We start from the raw sequence: 19,133 nt of genomic DNA, 5'->3' as shown, positions 1-19,133 counted from the left end.
ACTTTTTGAACTATCCTGCCCGATAGTTGAATAAAGCCACCCGATCAAAGTGATCGGATGGCTTTTTGTCTTAATTGGGCTATCGTGTCTCGTTAGTTCAATGATTATTTTTTAATAATTTAATTGCTGTTGTTAAGTTCATGTCTTCTAAAGAATTCAATTGTAAATCATATGCTTCAAAGGGTAATTCTCTAGTTAGTTTGTTCGGTACAATTATACAATACATCCCAGCTGTCTTTGCCGCTTTTGCTCCATTCGGTGAATCCTCGAAAGCAATCGCATTTATAGGTTTAACACCGAAGTAGTCTAAAACTTGTAAATAAAGGTCAGGAGCAGGCTTAATATTCTTGGCATCTTCGTGGGTTCTTATGCAAGAAAAATAATCTGTAAGCTCCAGCTCCTCTAAATTTGGTACAACCCAATTTCGAGGTGCACTAGAAGCTAATCCAATTTTGATACCTAACCCCTTGGCTTCATCCAAATAGTTTTGAACACCTGGAAGAGTTTTTTGATTAAGAATTAACTTATCATATTTATCTCTTCTCAATTTTCTAAGATATTCTCGGTCTAGTGCTTCTCCTATGCTTTGTTGTAAAAATTCATAAGGATCAAAAGAATTAATATGTCCACCGATCCTAGAACTGTATAATTCTAGTGGCAATTCAACCCCATACTCCATAAGAAGTTCTTGAAATGAATAAAACTCGTATGTTTCGGTATCTCTAATTAAACCGTCAAAATCAAAGATGACAGCTTCAATAGCCATAGCTACCTCCTAAATAAGTCTATGTATTATATACTCAGCCAAAACTTTAATACACTAACACTTTAATATAGTAAATAACAATAGCATTATGTGTCAACTATCTCATTACGTTAAATTGCCCGTTAGGTTAATAATAGATCTCTTATTAACCCACTAAATAACGAAAAGCACAGCAGACACTTACGTCTACCGTGCTTTTGTTATTTATAACCCTACTTGTTTCCTAAATGGTTTTCGTACGATTTACTCTCGTTCTTACTTTCCTGCAATATACAATCCGAGTTGTGCTACCAGCGTACTACCAATATAGGTTCCGCTAAATACGAAAATGGCAACGATGGCAATTTTCCAAGAAGTATTCTTTAAATCAACTAGACGATTAGCAACCGAAATACCTGCGAACGTAAGGATCGGTGTTGTAATCGAAAGGAAATTTACGGCTTGAATAGCCTCTACAAAAAAATCAGAAAGCAAACACATGACAAGGGAAGTGATCGATACCCATCCTAATACCGGGAACTCTCTCAATATTCTAATGGATGAGGAATTTAACTTCTCCGATATAAAGATTCCGATCATGGAGAAAGCCCAAAGGGAAAGCAATCCTACGATCGTCATCCCTGTGACAGGCGCTGAGCTAGGGTCCTTCATATTTTTAATAAACTGCGTAAACAGAATCATAGCGATACTTAAGAGAACAATCAGACCATATTTAATGTATTTATTACGCAGCACGGTTTGCATGTTTGTCACCTCGTGTAAAGATTCGATATAGGAATTGCTGTAAAGGCGCTGCAAGGAATACCATCGTAAACGTTCCTAAAAAGCTGGTCAGCAGCTGGCTTGTGGCTGCATAGGATAAGATCGTGCTCTCCATTTCTGGAACTTGAGCAACTAAGGATGCAGAAGATGCGCTCATCATACTTCCTGATCCAACCCCGGATGCCATAGCTAGAGCTTCTACGCGGAAACCAAGACTAAGCAGAATCGGTGCAAATACGCTGAAAAATATGGTGCCGAACAAAGTTCCAATAATATATAACGACAGTACGCCTCTTCCTTCTTTCGAATCCAGCGTGTACTTTTCCGAAATGTACGCAAGCTCACCTTCACGTCCAATACCCAGCGTAGCGCCAATAGCCTCTCGTCTCAAGCCTAGCAGAATCGCAATAGGAAGACCAAAAATAACGGTTCCCAGGTTACCGAGCTCCTGAACGAGGAATATCCCACTAATCTGAAGAATTTCTTTGATTTTTGGGGCAACATCCGCACCGTATCTCGCCATAAGCGGGAGCATAATAAAGATTAGATACTTGCCGGCAAAATCAATATTCTCCTTGCTGTAGACCTTTTTCCAGAAGCCTTTACGCAGAAAGCTAAGCCCAAGTAGCATCGTAATTATGATCGCAAACACGAGAGGTAGCAGTCCGATAGATAGCCCACCCACGGAGATACTTTGGAACCCAATCATCTCAGATATCGTTATGACAACCAACGCAAAGATTAAGAGATAGATAAAGTTATTTTTCTTCATGGTGACTTCCTTCCTCTTCCCGTATAATCTCTTTAATCAGCCCGGCATATTCTTCATAACTTCTTTTATACAATTTAGATCGATCAATTTCTCCATTCATCTTCTCGAACACCTGTGCCAGGAATCTCGGGAAAATCTCATATATAAATGCGGGATCGACATCGATGAAATCATCGCCATGAATCGTGCCGGTAAAACCACTGTAACCGATCTGGATACATGGAAGCATGTAGGCCAAGTCACCGATATCTCCTGCTGCACTAATTGGATCAGCATCCAATAACACTTCAATTTCCTCGGTATCCTCAAAAGCCTCTTTTACAAAAGAAGATAAGTAGCGATTTTGATTAAACGGCAGATAACCCATTTGAGTGGAAATCTCTACATCTCCCTGTAAGGCTAGCGCACTTCCTTTGGCCGCGGCATCCAGCTTCCCTGCAGCTTCCTTCATATAATCAACAGATAAAGTCCGCAAATCCGTTCCTACGGTGATTCCGTTCGGAATGACGTTCGTGGACATATCAGATTGCATGACAATCGGATTAATCCGTACCTTTTCTGAATCTTTAAGCTGTTGACGGCTTAAACCAACCGCTACATTAAACAAAGTAGACATGCTGTACGCATTTTTTGAGGAAAATGGGTCGAACCCTGCGTGAGATGCCTGTCCGATAAAAGTATATCTCTTATACAAGAAACCAGCCAAATCGCAATTAATATTAATGGTGCGCTTCGCAAACTCCCCGCCAATCGCATGCACACAAATGCCCACATCAATATCATCAAAGACGCCGAGCTTCATGGCTTCCGGCTTACCACCGTAGTGAGTGATTTTGTTCTGTTTCATTAATTCATCTCGGTAGGCGAGATCCAAATACTCCTCCGCTGGTACAAAAACAAAGGTTATTTTGTAATCGAAATGTTTATATGCCTGGGTATTTATAAAGTAACTGTATAAAGCAAGCGCAATGGCAACCTGAGTGTAATGACCACAATTATGAGCAGCACCTGTAGCCTTGTCGGCATGCATATGAGATGGAGCATATACTGCATCCAATTCTGCGATAAACGCAACATGCAGCTCTTTATCTGAATCGCCTAACGTCGTTCGGAAGCCAGTGGTACTGAATTCCTCCAACTGAATATCTGGATTTAGCTGTTTTAAATAAGAGATCACCATCTGTTTGGTTCGTTCTTCTTTATATCCCAGCTCTGGATGATGATAAATATCTTCTGCAACCCTCTTAATATCCTCGTACTGGTTTTTGAAAATCAACACAAGTTCCTCCATTTCATTCATCGAAAATTACTAGTGAATCAATTACGCTTAATACAGAATAATAGGTAAAACACGAACATTAGTTATAATAATATAAAAATTGTTCGTTTTCAAATCAATTTATTGGCTTTTTTTCTATTTTTATATGTAACAACCCATTATTTAGGAGTCTTAATTCGTAGCATCATATCTATTAGACCTTTTTAAAATCTGTAATGACTGCCCGTTACTTCAATCCTCACTATCTTTCACTGCTTCCTTAATCCCTTTAATTCCTTGTACGATCTTATCTTTTTATCTTTTCATAAAAAGCGTACAACATTGAAGCCCATTGAAAGGTTGATCACACATAAAGTAGGATAATCTATGAAGTATCTAGATTATCTTACAAATCAATGTAATGTTTACAATAGGGAGTGATGCTGTTTATGAAGATGCGTCCCCACAAAATGGCAGTAAAATATAGGATTAGCCCCAGCACTTTACGGAACTATGAAGCTAAAGGTCTTATTCCTTCTGCCGAAAGATCAGGGAACGGATATCGTTATTATACGGACCTGCATGCCGCTTACTTGTCTTGTATTCAAGCCATGGCTCCTGCTTTCGGAATGGAATTAACAACAGAGGTTATTCATAACATTCAACGTGACAAGCGACATGAGGCTTTATGGATTATCAGAGAAAAGGAAGTTGTTTTATACGAGGACAAAGAGAAATTAGAGAGGTTGATCCAGGATATTCAGGTATTCGCAGACGATAAAACATCACTATATCAAAAGCAGCATCTTAGTATAAATGAAGTTTCCACAATGATGAAATTACCTAAATCAACAATCCGTTACTGGGAACACGCTGGATATGTGGTCGCGGACCGAGATCCAAATAATAGTTATCGATACTACAATGGGTATCATCTGCTAAAAATGAGGTTGCTGCAGATCATGCAGAACTTCGTTTATTCAGAAGAAACCGTGAAGTACAAGCAGTGGATAGCCGCTACTGAGCATCGAGATCTGCAAAACATCATGAAGCTGACTACAGAAATACGATCTTATCTTAATAAGAGGATTGAGTCACAAATGTGTGGGATATCTAGGTTATATCAATTAATTGAATCGATAAATAAAAACGAACCCCACTGATTAATCAGTGGGGTTCTACGATTTGAAATTTACAGATCGAATGATAAAAACTCAGGTATTTGTTGCTCACGCTTATCAAGCATAATCTGTTCCGGCTTGATACCTTGCTCGCGTAGTACTTCAATGTTCTGAACGAGGAATTCGTCACTGCCAACAACATAGAAAAGTCCTGTCTTATCATTAGCAAGATTCTTCACTTCTTCATAGTAGTCTTTGCGATTATCGACGAATTGTGCTGTAAACTTCTTGTCAAGAGCGGACTCAAATATATTAGTAAATAGGAACTGTTTGGATGAATCAACGTTTAGGGAATGTATTTGATTGACGTTGTCAGCACGTTCGAAATATTCAAGAACGATTGGTCTGAACGTAGCCAGCCCCACGCCTGAGGATAGCAAGTATACATTTTTGCCTTCTCTTTTTAGCGGTACATTGGAATGAGTTTTAAATATTGCAACTTCATTGCCGACTTTTAGATTTCTTAAAATCGTTTTAAACTCAGAGCACTGCTCTCTAATGCGTGTTGTGATGCCTATTGAATTTTCATGCGGTAAAGTAGAAATGGACATGTGCCGAATCAGGCTACGGTTCGGTTTATCACCGGCATTAAAGCCTTCCAGTGCGAAGTGGGTGTGGGAACCTTCTTCCCATGTAAAGTCGTCCGGACGGTCTAGCAGGTACGTCTTAACCTCAGGTGTTTCGTCAATGATCTTATTTATTTTAGTCCAGTATATCTGCATTATATATCCCCCATACTCTATGATATGTATCTTTATTAATATACTATAAATGATAACAATTCTCAATTATGAGGATGGATTACCTTTGAAATATATATTAATTGAATAAAGCCAGTCGATTATATCGACCAGCTCTGCAAGAATTATCTCTTAAGTCCATTCTTCTCCGTGTTCACGAATGAATCGAAGTTCCTCTTGATAGTGATCGTAATGCCCCTCGTCGATCATTCTTTGAAACGCCATGTCACCTTCTTCGGCTTTCCTTAGTATGGTTTTACATAATCCTTCGACTCGCAGCAGTACCATCTCTAAAAACCCTTTATCTATACCCTCCATACCATAGGAATCAAAAAACATTTTAACTCGTCGTTTGATTCGCTCAGCATCTTTTAACGAATCGTAATATATAGCCTCGCCTGCTTCCGTATGATAAAGCCTACTTAAAGGAACGCAAGTGTAAAGTGTATAAGCGATGTCCCAAAGTCTTGGACCTGGAGCAGCCATATCAAAATCAATCACACCTATTGGTTCTTGGCGATTAAAAATTATATTATAGATGGCAAAATCATTATGACACATCACCTCAAATGGCTGCGGAGTGTTATCAATCGGATGCCAATGCTCTTCCATCGGAAAATCACTCACCGCATCATGATAGAGACGAAGCATTTTTGCGATCTTTTTTAAAGACTCATTCGACCACATGAATTCTTTTAACGGATAATTACCAGCTTCTCCTTCGATAAAGGATAAGATTTCTCTCCCTTTTTCATCAGTACCTAGAAACTTCGGCACGCCATGTAGGCCTTTGATCTCAAGATGCTTTAGCAGTGAATGAATTTTAACACTATCAGGCTTTAATTGTCGTCGAACCGTGTCTCCCAGACGATATACAGTGGAGACATTTCCTCCAGTTAGTGCTTCTTCTTTTTTACTTTCCAAATAAATCCCCCCCAATATAGGGACTCTATGATTGCGTCAATCGAGATGTATTTTCCCATAAATAAAAAGCAGATATACAAAGGTATCTGCTTAGGCAATGGGAATTAAATTGTCCACACCATGTATCCCTTGAATGATTTAAAGTAGACAAATAAACGCACCCTTATGAATCAAGGATCGCCATCGTCTCTATCCAATTAAATAATCAGTTCAAGGTATTCCACATTTGTATAGATTCCCCTCTCCTACATCTCTAAATAGATATTACCACTGATTTACAAACGAGGAAATAATTTATTTAAAAAGCTATCGACTTCAAATACTCCTCAATCTTTAATTTGGTTTCGTTCAACGGACGATTCTCATGTCTTCCGTAAAGAAAAAAGCCATGTTCCATGTCATCATAAGTGACCCAGGTGATATCATTTCCTTTCGCTATCATCCGATCAACAAAAGCTTTATTTTGTTCGAGAAGGTCATCCTCGGTTCCGATCATCCATAACGTGGGAGGTAAACACTTTTTTTCATTGTGGTAAGGTGACATTTCGCGTGCTTGATCGAGCAGCTCTGGATAGCGTCTCGTCATGATATCAACACCATCCATCCCAGCACCGAATATCACCAGTGCATTGGGTATATGGTTAATGCTTATATTGTCTCCGTCGTTATTCATGTGATCAAACATGATGGATGATACTGCGATATATCCGCCAGCAGATGACCCACACACCACGATTTTTTCTGGGTCAACCCCAAACTCTAACGAGTTTTCACGTAAATACCGGACAGCGGATTTAACATCGCAGATAGCTTGGATCGGGGTAAAACCTTCATCGTGACCATTTCGATAGTCCACACATATCGCGTCTATCCCTTTTGTTGAAAGGTACTCTGCATGATGCTGGAAATCTGCAGGCGTTCGGGGACCTTTGCCGAAACTTCCGCCAATAAAAAACAATATAGCGGTCCTGTTATGATGTTTAGAATCGGGCTCAAAAATGTAAAAGTTCAGTTTTCGATCCCCAATAACTTTATAAGTTACCTCTTTTACTGGAAAAACAAATGGAAATCCTCGCATATTAAATCCCCCCTTATATTTTTAAAACTTACGTTTTTGATAGGGAATACCTTCGCCATCTTCACAATAGGACTTGAGACTATAAAGGAAAATAGCCCAGTTATAGTTACAGGAGCGATAAAATGGCGTTACTTCTTTCCATTTCATATGACGCAAAGTAATATAAGACTTCCCATTCCTCTCCTCTATATCAAACGAAATAATCGTACCGATCCATTCTGGATCAGAATCGATACACTGCCAAACGATTTTTTGGTTAGGGATCAATTCCTCTATCCGCATCTTAGTTATATCATCGCTTCCGAATCGAAATTCATTAATAAATCCAATTTGATTATGAATAACAAGTTCACTGGTCCATATTTCCGACAATCCTTCAGCGGTAGTTAGAGTTTCGTAGATCTTCCGTGCTGGAACATGTACAGTTTGTAAATGCTCGATATTTGCCATACCTTACTCCTTTCTAACTGCATAATTTGTGCTTGATAATTATGATAACTTTAGATGAATATGATCGTTTCTTTTGGATTGCTATCCTTTAGGTTAGCGTCGTCGTCTCGTAAATTTTTATCTCCTCACCAGTGAATATGTAAGCATTCGTGAAGTGACTCCACCCGTATTTCTCATAATATCCGTCCATATCTGTGCAAAGATAAAGTTTGTTGTGCCCTTTGTCTCGGGTTTCTTCAAGAGCATGCCTCAGTAATGAGGCACCCATTTTATCGCCTCTATGTTCGGGTGAAACATACAGACAGGCAAGCCAAGGAAATAGATCCTGACGAGAAATTAAGTCATTACGCAATAATGCGTACATACCAATGATCGATTCATTTTGTAAGGCTATATAAAAACTTGGCAATTCGCTATCTGTATTTATGGAATGAAGCATACAGTCATGATAGAAATTAAAATTACTCTCTGTACCCCATTGCTGCCAAAATAGTAGTACTGCTTTTTCAAAATATTCAGCTTTATCTTTAAGCTCGTAAATCTCCACCATCTTATCCTCCTAATCCCGCTGTAATCAGTGCAAGGCACATATATAGCTTCGATACTCGATGCTTTATTCCTTGCTATCCTCTATCAGGCTCTACTTAAATATAAAAAGCCGATTCCCAGCTAGGAATCGACTTCTTCAATTTATTATAGTGTGACAATAATCGGACCATTTTTAGTAAGGATAATCGTATGTTCTATCTGAGCTACACGGCTTTTTTTTGTAATAAATGTCCAGCCGTCTCCTTTTTCGAATACTTCTTCTTCAGAGGTTGAGATAAATGGTTCAAATGCGATAACCATCCCTTCTCTTAATAACTCATCATCTGTTGTGTCGTTGTAATTATAAATATGGTCTGGTGCTTCATGTATGGCACGCCCAACACCATGTCCTGTAAGGTTTTTGATGACCGTTAATCCATGATGTTTTGCTGTTAAGAATACTGCTTTTCCAATCCCGCTTTTTTTAGAGCCTGGTTTTGCCTTTTTAAGACCCATTTCAAAAGCCTGTTTGGCAACCTTACATATTTTGGTTAACGCTTCTTCTCCTTCGCCAACTACGAATGAGATGCCTGTATCAGCGAAATAACCGTTCTTTGAACCGGAAACATCTACATTTACGATATCTCCTTCACAAATAACCCGATCTCCTGGAATTCCATGAGCCACTTCTTCATTCACACTGATACATGTATAACCTGGGAAATTATATTCACTTTTTGGAGCTGAAACTGCGCCTTCTTTCTTAAAAAGCTCTCCAGCAATTTCATCAAGCTCTTTTGTCGTTACTCCAGGAACCGTTCTTTGTACCAGTTCATCTCGAATAGCTGCAACAATTTTGCCAATTTCCTTCAAACCATTAAAGTCTTCTTCTGTTTTTGCAATCATTTGGCTTATCTCACTTTCCTTTATCTTGGATTACCTATATAGATATTTATTTTCTCAGAAAACTTATGTCATGTAAAATATGAGGGGTTTTCGAGGAAATGCTATATATAAATATGAAAAACTGCAACTTCGGGTACAACACCGAATCGTGCAGAAATATGAGTAGTTCCAATCCCTGTATTTACATATAAAGTTGAATCTGTATCCGATTTTAATGTATACATCCCACCGCTGTATTCTGTGGAAAGACGAGTCGAAGTAACTGCCATTTCATTGACCACAGGCAGGAATGGGATATTAAACTGACCCCCGTGACTATGCCCACTTAATATGATGTCATAATTATAATTCAAATAATTAATAGCAGCATCCGGTTCATGTGTCAGCAGGATATCATAATCAGAGTCATACATTTTTGTAGAATCCGGCATGAACGGATTTCCAAGCAAAGAGTCATCTAGTCCTGTAAAAAGTATTTTCTTGCCATTATCAAGGGTTACATACAGGTTCTTGTTTGTTAGCAGTGTAAAGCCTGACTGTTCCATAATGGTTGCATATTGTCTTACAGCCCCGCCACCGTAGTCACGATTTCCCCATATGGATATTTTATTGTACTTCGCTTCAATTTTCTGTAATTCCTTAATTAAATTGTTATCATCGTTGTATTTCGCATAATTATCGTACAAATCTCCTGTGAATATTACAATATCAGGCTTTTGTGCGTTAATTGTCTCTACTACATTAGCCAGGTTTTCATAGGTGAAATCCTTTTTGATGTGCAAATCAGAGATCTGCACAATAGTTATTTCGTTTGTATCTGCTCGGGTTTCATTCAGTGTGTATTCCTTAATTTGAAGGTTATAAGGTTCGATTTGAAACGCATAGAATATACAACCACAGGTTAATAGAATCAAAACAACAAAACTGATACATAAATATTTTAGTAACTTCACGATCTTATTCCACTCCTTTTATATCGTTCTGAAACAGTATAAAAGGAACTTGTGACAACCAAGTTACAAGATGATTGGTGTTAACAAAAAACACCTTCAAGAATTGCATCACAAAAAAGGATACAATCTTCTGAAGGTGTTTTTGGTTTTATCAGCTTAGGGGCTCATTCTTTTGAAATATATATTAAAATGGATCGTTTGCCCCTCTGTTTCTACTTCATATCGGAATCCGTGTCGTTCCAGAACGGTTTTGACTATCGCTAGCCCGAGGCCCGTACCTGATATAGCTTTATACCGTGATCGTTCCTCAACATAAAAAGGCTCCCACAGCTGAGATGGATCAGCAATTTCTCCTGAAAAACGATTGCTTATAGTAAGTACAATGTCCCCATCCTCCTCACGGAAATGTACGTCAATTTGTTCACCTACTGCATATTTGACCGCATTACCTATCAGGTTATCAAAAACCATTCTAATCTTACCCGGATCTGCTTCGATCACTGGATTACTCATTAATTCATCGTGTATCAAAAGCTTTAGTTGCTTCGATTTTAGTTCGATATGAAATTTTTCGGCGCATTCATGAAACATACTTTTAAAGTCAACAGGATGAAGCTTTAACTCATCCCGTTCGATTTTCGAAAAATCCAAAAATTCGTCAATAATTTTTGCCATGTTATCATTCTGCCGCAAAATTGTTGTCGCATAACTGCCGTCATCAAGCCCATCTTGAATCCCTTCGGCATAAGCCTGAATTAGAGAAATCGGCGTTTTCAGCTCATGCGACATATCCGACATAAACTGCTTTAAACTTTCATTTCTTCTAGATAAATCAGTATGTGCGGCACATAGCTTGTCACTCATCGTGTTGATACTTTCCGCCAGCTCTTCGATTTCATCACGGGTATGGACTATAGCTTTTCGGAATCGCAGCTCCGATATGTCCTTCGCCACCTGCCCTAGTTCTTTCAGTGGTTTGGTCATTCGATATGACAAGATCCATACAATTAACACAATTATTAGAACCAAAAAAAGCGCTAATAATAAATAGAATTCATTGATTATCTGAATTGTATCGCTTAAGTGGGTCATTGAAAGCCCTATAAGAACAATCATTTCACCCTTTGGGATAAAACTGGTGTAAAAGCTAGACTTGAGTTTACCCTGATCGTAGATTTTATTAACCCGGGTATTTGCCTTAAGCCTCAATAAAGATTCTTCCGTAATCCAAAATTTGTTCAAGGTAACTCTCTTAATCGCAAGCTGCTGCTTGAGTGAATCATTAAGCTCATTTACGGGCTTCCGTAAATGATCGTACACGATGGTCACACTATATTCTTGTTCAAGTTTGGGAATCGCTTCGATCCAATTCTCTTCTGAAAGTTCAGATACTTTAAGGACAGCTTCATTGAGTTGTTCTCTTGATTTGTAAATATAATATTTCGGAATAAACAAGTTCTCCAGGGGGATGAACATGACGAAGAGGAGTAGAACGGAAACCGTTATGCTTGTAGACAACTTACGCCCTAACTTATTCATCGCTGGCATCCACACTGTAGCCAAGTCCACGATGTGTTTTAATCACTTGTTCACCAACTTTCTCTCTTAGTCTGCGAACATGTGTATCCACAGTTCTGATATCGCCAAAATAATCGAGCCCCCATACGATATCCAGTAACTTCTGCCGAGTTAGAATCTGGCCTCTGTGGCGAACAAGAGCGTACATTAGCTCAAATTCCGTTTTAGTTAACTGCAAATCGACATCATCTTTATACACTTTACTTCCTTCCGGATCAATTCGAAGTGTTTGATAACGAAGTTCCTTTTCGATGCCCATCAGCTTTTTGACTCTCAGCACGAGAACCTTTGGGTGAAACGGCTTTCGAATATATTCATCAGCACCGATGCTAAGAGCCTTCAATTCATCCTCTTCTTCACCTTTTGCTGTCAAAATCAGCACTTTTTTATCCGAGCGGGCTTTGATTTCGCGGCATACTTCAATCCCACTTTTCTTGGGCATCATCCAATCTAAAATGACAAGATCCACTTTCTCACGATAAAAAGTCTCTAATGCTTCCTCACCGTTATTGGCCGTAAATACCTCGTACCTTTCCTTCTTGAAATATGCTGTTAATATCCGTAACATATCCGGTTCGTCATCAGCTATTAATACACGCATAGTAATCACCCTTATCCCGTTTGATTCATTTAAGAGTTAGCCAAGGGGAATCTTATGGATACTGCTATCTCAAAAAAACGTTCTTATAGAATCGATAACAGTTTTATTATTAGCCAAAACAAGAAGAATTAGGACAATAATAATGTAAGAAACAAACAATAATCTTGGAAAACCCTTCACATTCTTTCGCTCCTTCAAATTATGGAAATACAACTGCTTATGTCAGTGACCACAATCTTAAACTGGCTTCGTTACACTAGTGTGACAACCATTAATAATCTGTTATATGAGTTTGCCAAAACTGTTCATTCATGAGATAATACGAGTTTGCCATTTAAGAATTTGATAGTGTTGGAGGCGTAAGCTTGGATCGATATCCTTTCTCGTATGATCCGACTGAATCTTTCGTCAAGCAGGTCGGCGATTGGGTTGCGGATGTATTTTATGATGTGTTGCCTGAACATGGATTTGATGTACGTGATGAACAAATATTTATGGCTTACCAATTGGAAAGAGCCTATGCCAATAAGCAAACGATTTTTGCAGAAGCAGGTGTTGGTACGGGAAAAACTCTCGTGTATCTGCTTTATGCAGTGAACTATGCAAGATATACACGTAAGCCTGCAGTGATTGCCTGTGCAGATGAGTCACTCATTGAGCAACTTGTGAAACAAGAAGGTGACATCGCTAAGCTTGCCCGTTATTTGGATTTACAGATTGATGCGCGGCTTGGTAAATCCCCTGATCAATATCTATGTCTTAAAAAAATAGACGGTGTTCGTCTTCAAGATGAGGATGCTGCGGTTATTGAAGACGTGTATGAGAATCTTCCTGATTTTGTACACTCCCCTGGAACGATGCAATCTTTTTACCCATACGGCGATCGTAAAGATTACCCCCATCTGAATGATGAACAGTGGAATAAGATCAACTGGGATTCATTTCAAGATTGTTTTGTATGTGACAAAAGACATCGATGCGGCATGACCCTGTCCCGGGATCATTATCGGAAATCTACAGATCTTATTATCTGTTCCCACGACTACTACATGGAACATGTGTGGACCTATGAGGGTAGAAAAAGAGAAGGTCAACTTCCCTTGCTCCCTGAACATAGTTCAGTTGTCTTTGACGAAGGACATTTACTCGAATCGGCGGCACAACATGCCCTCAGCTATAAGCTGAAGCATAGTGCATATGAAGAGATTATTACTCGTCTTCTAGATGGGGAGATCAGGGAGTCACTGGCAGAACGAATTGAAGATTCCATTGATCAAAGTCAGCTCGTATTTACTCTGATCGCAGAGCAAAGTACCGTGATACCTGGTTCTGATCGAAAACGAATCCTAATGGATGAGAAGCTCATACAAGAACTGAATCGCTGGAAAAGTACAATTGAAGCGATTGATGAAGAACTGGTCTTTGAGAGTGGCTTGCATACGCTTGATGAATATAAGCTGCGTATCGTTGAAGAGCATCTGGAGATGATCCAGACTGCGCTTCATCTGTTCCGTGAGCCTGATACCTACATTTGCTGGGCAGAAGAAAATGAAGATGGTGCAGCAACACTAGCCATTATGCCGCAAACAGTCAAAGAAGTTCTGGAGGAGCGGGTATTTGGTCTTCAGATGCCAATTGTATTCTCATCAGCAACCATGTCGGTAGATGGTTCATTTGATTACGTAGCAGGAAGTCTCGGAATCAGCGACTTTTTATCTTTTTCCGTAGACTCTCCTTATGATTATGAGAAACAGATGAAGCTATTAGCACCGAGTGAACTTCTGCAAGATGGAGAAATTCGGAGTGACGTATCTGCCTCGAAGAAGCTAGCTCTGGCGGCCAAGCTGATCGAACGTACCGAAGGACGAGCTTTATTGTTATTTAGAACCATGAATGAGCTCCGCGAGTTTAAGCAAGCAGCTTCGCACCATCCATCTTTCGCATCTTATACCATGCTGTATGAAGGTGACCGTGAGATTAGCAATCTAATAGCTGAATTCCAAAATACTGAGGAAAGTGTTCTCTGTGCGGCAAGCTTATGGGAGGGGCTGGATGTACCAGGACCTTCATTGTCCAACGTTATGATCTGGTCACTGCCTTATCCGCCCGAAGATCCTGTATTTATAGCTAAACGGGAAGCTGCAAATTCACCGTATGAAGAAGTGGATCTTCCATATATGCTCCTCCGCTTACGACAAGGATTAGGAAGACTCATTCGCTCTTCGACGGATCAAGGGATAGCAGCCATCTTGGATGCGGAAATTTTGCTCAATCAGCATGTCAGAGGTAGTGTGGAAGCAGTATTACCGCCTGGAGCTACACTTGAAGTTGAATCGTTGCTATCCGTTGAGTAGATAACTATAGCTAACCTTATTGTAAAAAGCCTTACAAGATTGCATCTTGTAAGGCTTTTTAGCATATTTTCATATATCTCATTTCTTACTTCATAATGCTTATTAATAAATTTTAATCATAGTAAATAATTCCTGTATTTGATAGAATAGATATAGTTCTTAGGACATGGAGGTTGGAAAAGATGCTTAAAGAGATTAATGCAGCTATACAGAAGAAACAGGTTATGATCGTACACTTAAATAATGGAGAAATATTAGAAGGTATACCCCATTCTTGTACTGATCGTTTGAAAATGTGGAGTGTCTATGGCGCTGTATGGGTGCCTTTAGAGGAAATTAAGCATGTGTGTAGATTAATACAGTTTGAACATAAAAGAGATTGTGCCACCGTCTAGGTAATATTTTTTCTGAGGACACTATGATGTAGTCTCATTGAACCACTCGTTTCATATAGCTTGAAGAAGAAACAGGTCTCAGAAAATCATTTCATTTCATCATTTAGGATAAGGAATGAAAGTCTTATTTTGTTCAAACGGTTTAGTGCACCTTACCGGTCTCTTTTTCGAATGTGCTTTATAACATATTTAGCATCCTGACCGACCCCACGGATGGTAGCTGAAGCAAAGGAGCGCTGACCGGATAATCCTACAAAATGTAGACCGGATACAACAGTACTTATTCCACTGCTTTGTAGTGGGACCCCATTAACATCAAGCCCTCCTAAATCTTTAATGAAATCCAAATTGGAACGAAATCCCGTTGCAAAGATAACGCTATCCACCTTCTCTTTAGATCCATCGGCCCAAATAACTCCATCTTCATAAAACGATGTAAACATGTTTTTTTGCTTGGGTTTACCTTCCTTCAACCTTTGCTTATATCCATCCAGATCCATTACGCCAGAGGTATTTACCAATGACTTTCCTATCCTCCACTTTGAATCGATACCGGTGAGGATAAACCAGAAATGTATGTCTTTCCCTAGAATATGCTGCGGCATAAGTGAAATGGGCTTACGTACAGCTAACGTTGTATTTGTTATATCTGCTAATTCCATGGCGATTTGCACAGCTGAGTTCCCCCTACCAACGACAATAACAGTTTGATCTTTAAAGGGATCGTGTGTCTTATAAAATGCGGAATGTATGTTATTTCCTTTGAAATATTCCTGTCCTTCTATAGTTGGTATATATGGCTTGTTAAATGAACCCGTAGCACAGATCACATTACGTGCATTGTATATTTCTCCAGTAGTAGTGCGAACTTGAAAGATATCTGATTCTTTAGAGACTTGCTCAACACGTTGATGAAAAGCAATCGGCAACTGAAAATGAGACGCGTAATTTTTCAAATACTGAACGACTTCATCGCGATCAGGATAACAATCACTTGAAGATGTTATAGATAATCCAGGCAAGGATGAATATTTAGCCGGTGAAAACAACTTTAAACTATCATAGTAATTTGGCCACGAACCTGCAGCTTCTCCACTCGCTTCCAATATTAAAAATGATAAACCGCTTTTCTTCAAATGGTACCCTGATGCTAATCCGGATTGTCCACCACCAATGACGATGACATCTAAAACTTGATTCATTGTTCTTCTCTCCTCGCACTTTAAGTATGCTTTTAAATAATAAATAGAATGCCGTCTTTATTAATGCTTAAAGTTGTAATTTGCAAGTAATTAATCGTAGAACCAATCCATCAGTCAAATTCAAATATGTATTAAAAAACGAATTATATTCACATTTTCACTAGTATGACCTTAGACCAGTTATACCTTATATAGTTGTAACTTACAAGTATTATATAAAATCACCTATATAAATAGCCACCTGTAGTCAAGTGGCTATCACAACTATGCTCCAAATATCTTTTCAGGGGATTCCCTTTGAGCAGGGTTTATTTCATATCATTTCTATTCTAAATTAAAGGAAGCCGAGAAAGCTCCCGGCTCCAGAATCGTGTTTACTCGCCAGTTACAGCGAATTTTCGAATACGTTCACCGATTTGATCACGAACGCGCTTAAATACAGTCCACTTTTCTTCGTCTGTTCCTTGAGCTTTAGCTGGATCATCAAATCCCCAGTGCTCACGGCGAACATGTGGAGGCGTCATCGGACAACGATCGGCAGCATCACCACATAAGGTGACCACCAAGTCGGATTGATTTAACACTTTAGGATCAATGATATCGGAAGTTTGATTCGAAATATCAATTCCTACCTCATTCATTGCTTTAACTGCATTCGGGTTTAGACCATGAGCTTCAATACCTGCACTGAAGACATTCCAATCATCACCCAGATGTTTTTTGGCCCATCCCTCAGCCATTTGACTACGGCATGAATTGCCTGTGCATAAGAAGTAAAGTGTCTTTTTTTTCATCATTGTTTCTCTCCCTTATCGCTTGAATTAAAGTATGGTTAACCAAATATATAATCCTAATAGGGTTATAAATAATGTCGGTATAGTCAATATGATCCCTGTTTTGAAGTACGTTCCCCAGCTTATCTTTACACCTTTAGTGGAAAGGACATGTAGCCATAATAGAGTTGCCAGTGAGCCTATCGGTGTGATTTTGGGACCTAAATCGGATCCTATAACATTCGCGTATATTAACGCTTCTCTAATGGCGGCTGAAGTGTTTGTCGCATCTATTGCTAACGCATCAATCATGACAGTTGGCATATTGTTCATAATCGATGAAATCACTGCTGCAATAAAGCCCATTCCCATAGTTGCAGCAAACAGACCTTGATCGGCAATACTCTGTATGGCACTTGCGAGAAGATCAGTAAGGCCGGCATTACGCAAGCCATAGACTACGACATACATGCCTATCGAGAAAAACACGATCGCCCATGGAGCACCTTTAAGTACTTCTTTTGTTTGTACAGCCGGACTTCTTCTAGCCATCAGCAGGAAGGAAATTGCGATAACTCCAGCAACAATAGAAACCGGAATGCCGACAAACTCACATACAAAATAACCAATAAGTAGAACACCTAACACGATCCATGATAAACGAAACATTTTTGGATCTTTAATCGCTGTTGATGGGTGCTTAAGCTGTGTCCCATCAAACTTCCGCGGGATACTCTTACGGAAAAATAAGTAAAGTACAAGGATACTGGCTCCCAAAGCGAACAAATTCGGAACAATCATACGACTAGCATATTCGATAAAGGTTATCCCAAAAAAATCTGCCGATACGATATTCACCAGGTTACTGACCACGAGAGGTAGAGAAGTTGTATCCGCTATAAAACCACTCGCGATAATGAACGGGAATACTTTCTTCTCGTCAAAATGAAGTGCTCTAACCATCGCTAGTACAATAGGCGTTAGGATTAGAGCAGCTCCATCATTCGCGAAAAAAGCAGCGACGACAGCTCCAAGTAACGATACATACACAAACATCCAAATTCCGTTTCCTTGAGCCGCTTTAGCCATATGTAACGCGGCCCACTCGAACAAACCGATTTTATCCAAGATCAATGAAATGATAATAATCGCAACAAAGGCTAGCGTCGCATTCCATACAATCTGGGTGACCTCCCACACATCTTGAAAATTAACGACTCCAACGAGAAGCGCTAGAACAGCACCTCCACAAGCTGACCATCCAATGGATAGATTTCTAGGCTGCCAAATAACAAAAATTAAAGTAACAAGAAAAATTATGCTTGCCAAGACAACAGAAACCAATTTACAAACCCTCCAATTACACCTTGAACTAGAACGTAGTTATGTTTTTCCTCTCTACTAAATTAATATATAACTATATTCTTATGTATTTAAGTATTTAACAGAATAATATTTAACATCCATCAATCTCATGCTAAATATTCCTGATTACGGGTTAATCACAAGCACAGTTAATTTCCTTTTTTAACGATGATAGTATTTCCTGAGAACTTGGTATCTCATTCAACACGGCTTGAATATATGGCTTATCGGCTACATTCAACGAATAATAAACCCATTGACCTCGCCTTGCTTCATTTACAATTCCTTGAGACTTAAGCTTTCTTAAGTGCTGGCTTATTGCAGGCTGTGACATATCAAAAATATCAACAAACTCGCAAACACACCATTCTCTTTCTTTTAGGAGCGTCAACATGGTAAGCCTTGTTTTATCTCCAAGCAATTTGAGCTTCTCAGCAATTTCATTCATCTGTTCCAATAAATTTCACCCCTTTCTTGAAAAATTAAAATCAAGATATCATAAGCATATAATTTAATGCTTATATATTAAACGATAGTATTAATGAAT

At 39.0% G+C, this 19,133-nt stretch carries 20 protein-coding genes; 3 read left to right on the top strand and 17 right to left on the bottom strand.

Annotated elements, in window-relative coordinates:
- Positions 1 to 97 precede the first annotated feature (97 nt).
- The 4 genes from ACK8P5_RS12475 to ACK8P5_RS12460 form a co-directional block, all read right to left on the bottom strand.
- On the bottom strand, positions 98 to 766 hold the full coding sequence (locus ACK8P5_RS12475) for an HAD family hydrolase (RefSeq protein ID WP_422661244.1): 669 nt from the start codon (positions 764 to 766) through the stop codon (positions 98 to 100).
- Positions 767 to 1,021: 255 nt separating this feature from the next.
- Entirely contained in the window at positions 1,022 to 1,510 is a 489-nt protein-coding gene (locus tag ACK8P5_RS12470) for a hypothetical protein (protein ID WP_422661243.1), read from the bottom strand.
- Positions 1,491 to 2,300, bottom strand: coding sequence for a DUF3100 domain-containing protein (locus ACK8P5_RS12465; RefSeq protein WP_422661242.1), 810 nt, complete (start codon positions 2,298 to 2,300; stop codon positions 1,491 to 1,493). The genes ACK8P5_RS12470 and ACK8P5_RS12465 overlap by 20 nt, the downstream gene beginning before the upstream one ends.
- Positions 2,287 to 3,576, bottom strand: coding sequence for a M20/M25/M40 family metallo-hydrolase (locus ACK8P5_RS12460; RefSeq protein ID WP_422661464.1), 1,290 nt, complete (start codon positions 3,574 to 3,576; stop codon positions 2,287 to 2,289). Before ACK8P5_RS12460 ends, ACK8P5_RS12465 begins: the two co-directional genes overlap by 14 nt.
- A 422-nt stretch (positions 3,577 to 3,998) precedes the next feature.
- On the opposite strand from ACK8P5_RS12460, the gene ACK8P5_RS12455 reads away from it, so the two are divergent.
- Entirely contained in the window at positions 3,999 to 4,721 is a 723-nt protein-coding gene (locus ACK8P5_RS12455; RefSeq protein ID WP_422661241.1) for a MerR family DNA-binding transcriptional regulator, read from the top strand.
- Between the two features lie 29 nt (positions 4,722 to 4,750).
- Here the strand turns inward: ACK8P5_RS12455 and ACK8P5_RS12450 are convergent, their stop codons facing one another.
- The 9 genes from ACK8P5_RS12450 to ACK8P5_RS12410 form a co-directional block, all read right to left on the bottom strand.
- A complete protein-coding gene (locus tag ACK8P5_RS12450; protein ID WP_422661240.1) occupies positions 4,751 to 5,461 on the bottom strand; it encodes a dihydropteridine reductase in 711 nt (236 codons plus the stop codon).
- Between the two features lie 150 nt (positions 5,462 to 5,611).
- Positions 5,612 to 6,403: an aminoglycoside phosphotransferase family protein gene (locus tag ACK8P5_RS12445; protein WP_422661239.1), complete on the bottom strand. Its 792-nt coding sequence runs from the start codon at positions 6,401 to 6,403 to the stop codon at positions 5,612 to 5,614.
- Positions 6,404 to 6,701: 298 nt separating this feature from the next.
- A complete protein-coding gene (locus tag ACK8P5_RS12440; protein ID WP_422661238.1) occupies positions 6,702 to 7,481 on the bottom strand; it encodes an alpha/beta hydrolase in 780 nt (259 codons plus the stop codon).
- 21 nt (positions 7,482 to 7,502) lie between these two features.
- Positions 7,503 to 7,931, bottom strand: a complete 429-nt coding sequence (locus ACK8P5_RS12435) for an SRPBCC family protein (RefSeq protein ID WP_422661237.1) — start codon at positions 7,929 to 7,931, stop codon at positions 7,503 to 7,505.
- 88 nt (positions 7,932 to 8,019) lie between these two features.
- Positions 8,020 to 8,481: a GNAT family N-acetyltransferase gene (locus ACK8P5_RS12430; protein ID WP_422661236.1), complete on the bottom strand. Its 462-nt coding sequence runs from the start codon at positions 8,479 to 8,481 to the stop codon at positions 8,020 to 8,022.
- 143 nt (positions 8,482 to 8,624) lie between these two features.
- Positions 8,625 to 9,365: a type I methionyl aminopeptidase gene (gene map, locus ACK8P5_RS12425; protein ID WP_422661235.1), complete on the bottom strand. Its 741-nt coding sequence runs from the start codon at positions 9,363 to 9,365 to the stop codon at positions 8,625 to 8,627.
- A 101-nt stretch (positions 9,366 to 9,466) separates the two neighbouring features.
- Complete coding sequence (locus ACK8P5_RS12420) at positions 9,467 to 10,318, bottom strand: metallophosphoesterase (RefSeq protein WP_422661234.1); 852 nt, start codon at positions 10,316 to 10,318, stop codon at positions 9,467 to 9,469.
- Between the two features lie 156 nt (positions 10,319 to 10,474).
- Complete coding sequence (locus ACK8P5_RS12415) at positions 10,475 to 11,887, bottom strand: sensor histidine kinase (RefSeq protein ID WP_422661233.1); 1,413 nt, start codon at positions 11,885 to 11,887, stop codon at positions 10,475 to 10,477.
- Positions 11,850 to 12,497: a response regulator transcription factor gene (locus ACK8P5_RS12410; RefSeq protein WP_422661232.1), complete on the bottom strand. Its 648-nt coding sequence runs from the start codon at positions 12,495 to 12,497 to the stop codon at positions 11,850 to 11,852. Before ACK8P5_RS12410 ends, ACK8P5_RS12415 begins: the two co-directional genes overlap by 38 nt.
- A gap of 365 nt (positions 12,498 to 12,862) precedes the next feature.
- On the opposite strand from ACK8P5_RS12410, the gene ACK8P5_RS12405 reads away from it, so the two are divergent.
- Entirely contained in the window at positions 12,863 to 14,851 is a 1,989-nt protein-coding gene (locus ACK8P5_RS12405; protein ID WP_422661231.1) for an ATP-dependent DNA helicase, read from the top strand.
- Positions 14,852 to 15,033: 182 nt separating this feature from the next.
- Entirely contained in the window at positions 15,034 to 15,246 is a 213-nt protein-coding gene (locus tag ACK8P5_RS12400; RefSeq protein WP_422661230.1) for a hypothetical protein, read from the top strand.
- 152 nt (positions 15,247 to 15,398) lie between these two features.
- On the opposite strand, the gene ACK8P5_RS12395 is transcribed toward ACK8P5_RS12400, so the two are convergent.
- The 4 genes from ACK8P5_RS12395 to ACK8P5_RS12380 form a co-directional block, all read right to left on the bottom strand.
- The gene (locus ACK8P5_RS12395; protein ID WP_422661229.1) at positions 15,399 to 16,448 is read right to left on the bottom strand and encodes a flavin-containing monooxygenase; all 1,050 of its coding nucleotides are present in this window, start codon (positions 16,446 to 16,448) and stop codon (positions 15,399 to 15,401) included.
- 374 nt (positions 16,449 to 16,822) lie between these two features.
- On the bottom strand, positions 16,823 to 17,242 hold the full coding sequence (gene arsC / locus ACK8P5_RS12390) for an arsenate reductase (thioredoxin) (protein WP_422661228.1): 420 nt from the start codon (positions 17,240 to 17,242) through the stop codon (positions 16,823 to 16,825).
- Positions 17,243 to 17,269: 27 nt separating this feature from the next.
- Positions 17,270 to 18,565, bottom strand: coding sequence for an arsenic transporter (locus tag ACK8P5_RS12385; protein ID WP_422661227.1), 1,296 nt, complete (start codon positions 18,563 to 18,565; stop codon positions 17,270 to 17,272).
- Between the two features lie 154 nt (positions 18,566 to 18,719).
- The gene (locus tag ACK8P5_RS12380; RefSeq protein WP_422661463.1) at positions 18,720 to 19,034 is read right to left on the bottom strand and encodes an ArsR/SmtB family transcription factor; all 315 of its coding nucleotides are present in this window, start codon (positions 19,032 to 19,034) and stop codon (positions 18,720 to 18,722) included.
- Between the last annotated feature and the right edge of the window lie 99 nt (positions 19,035 to 19,133).

The sequence above is a fragment of the Paenibacillus sp. EC2-1 genome, assembly GCF_049311625.1.
Taxonomy (GTDB): Bacteria; Bacillota; Bacilli; order Paenibacillales; family Paenibacillaceae; genus Paenibacillus_AQ.
The sequence above is the reverse complement of the archived record's forward strand: the minus strand, read 5'-3'. Positions and strand labels throughout refer to the sequence as shown.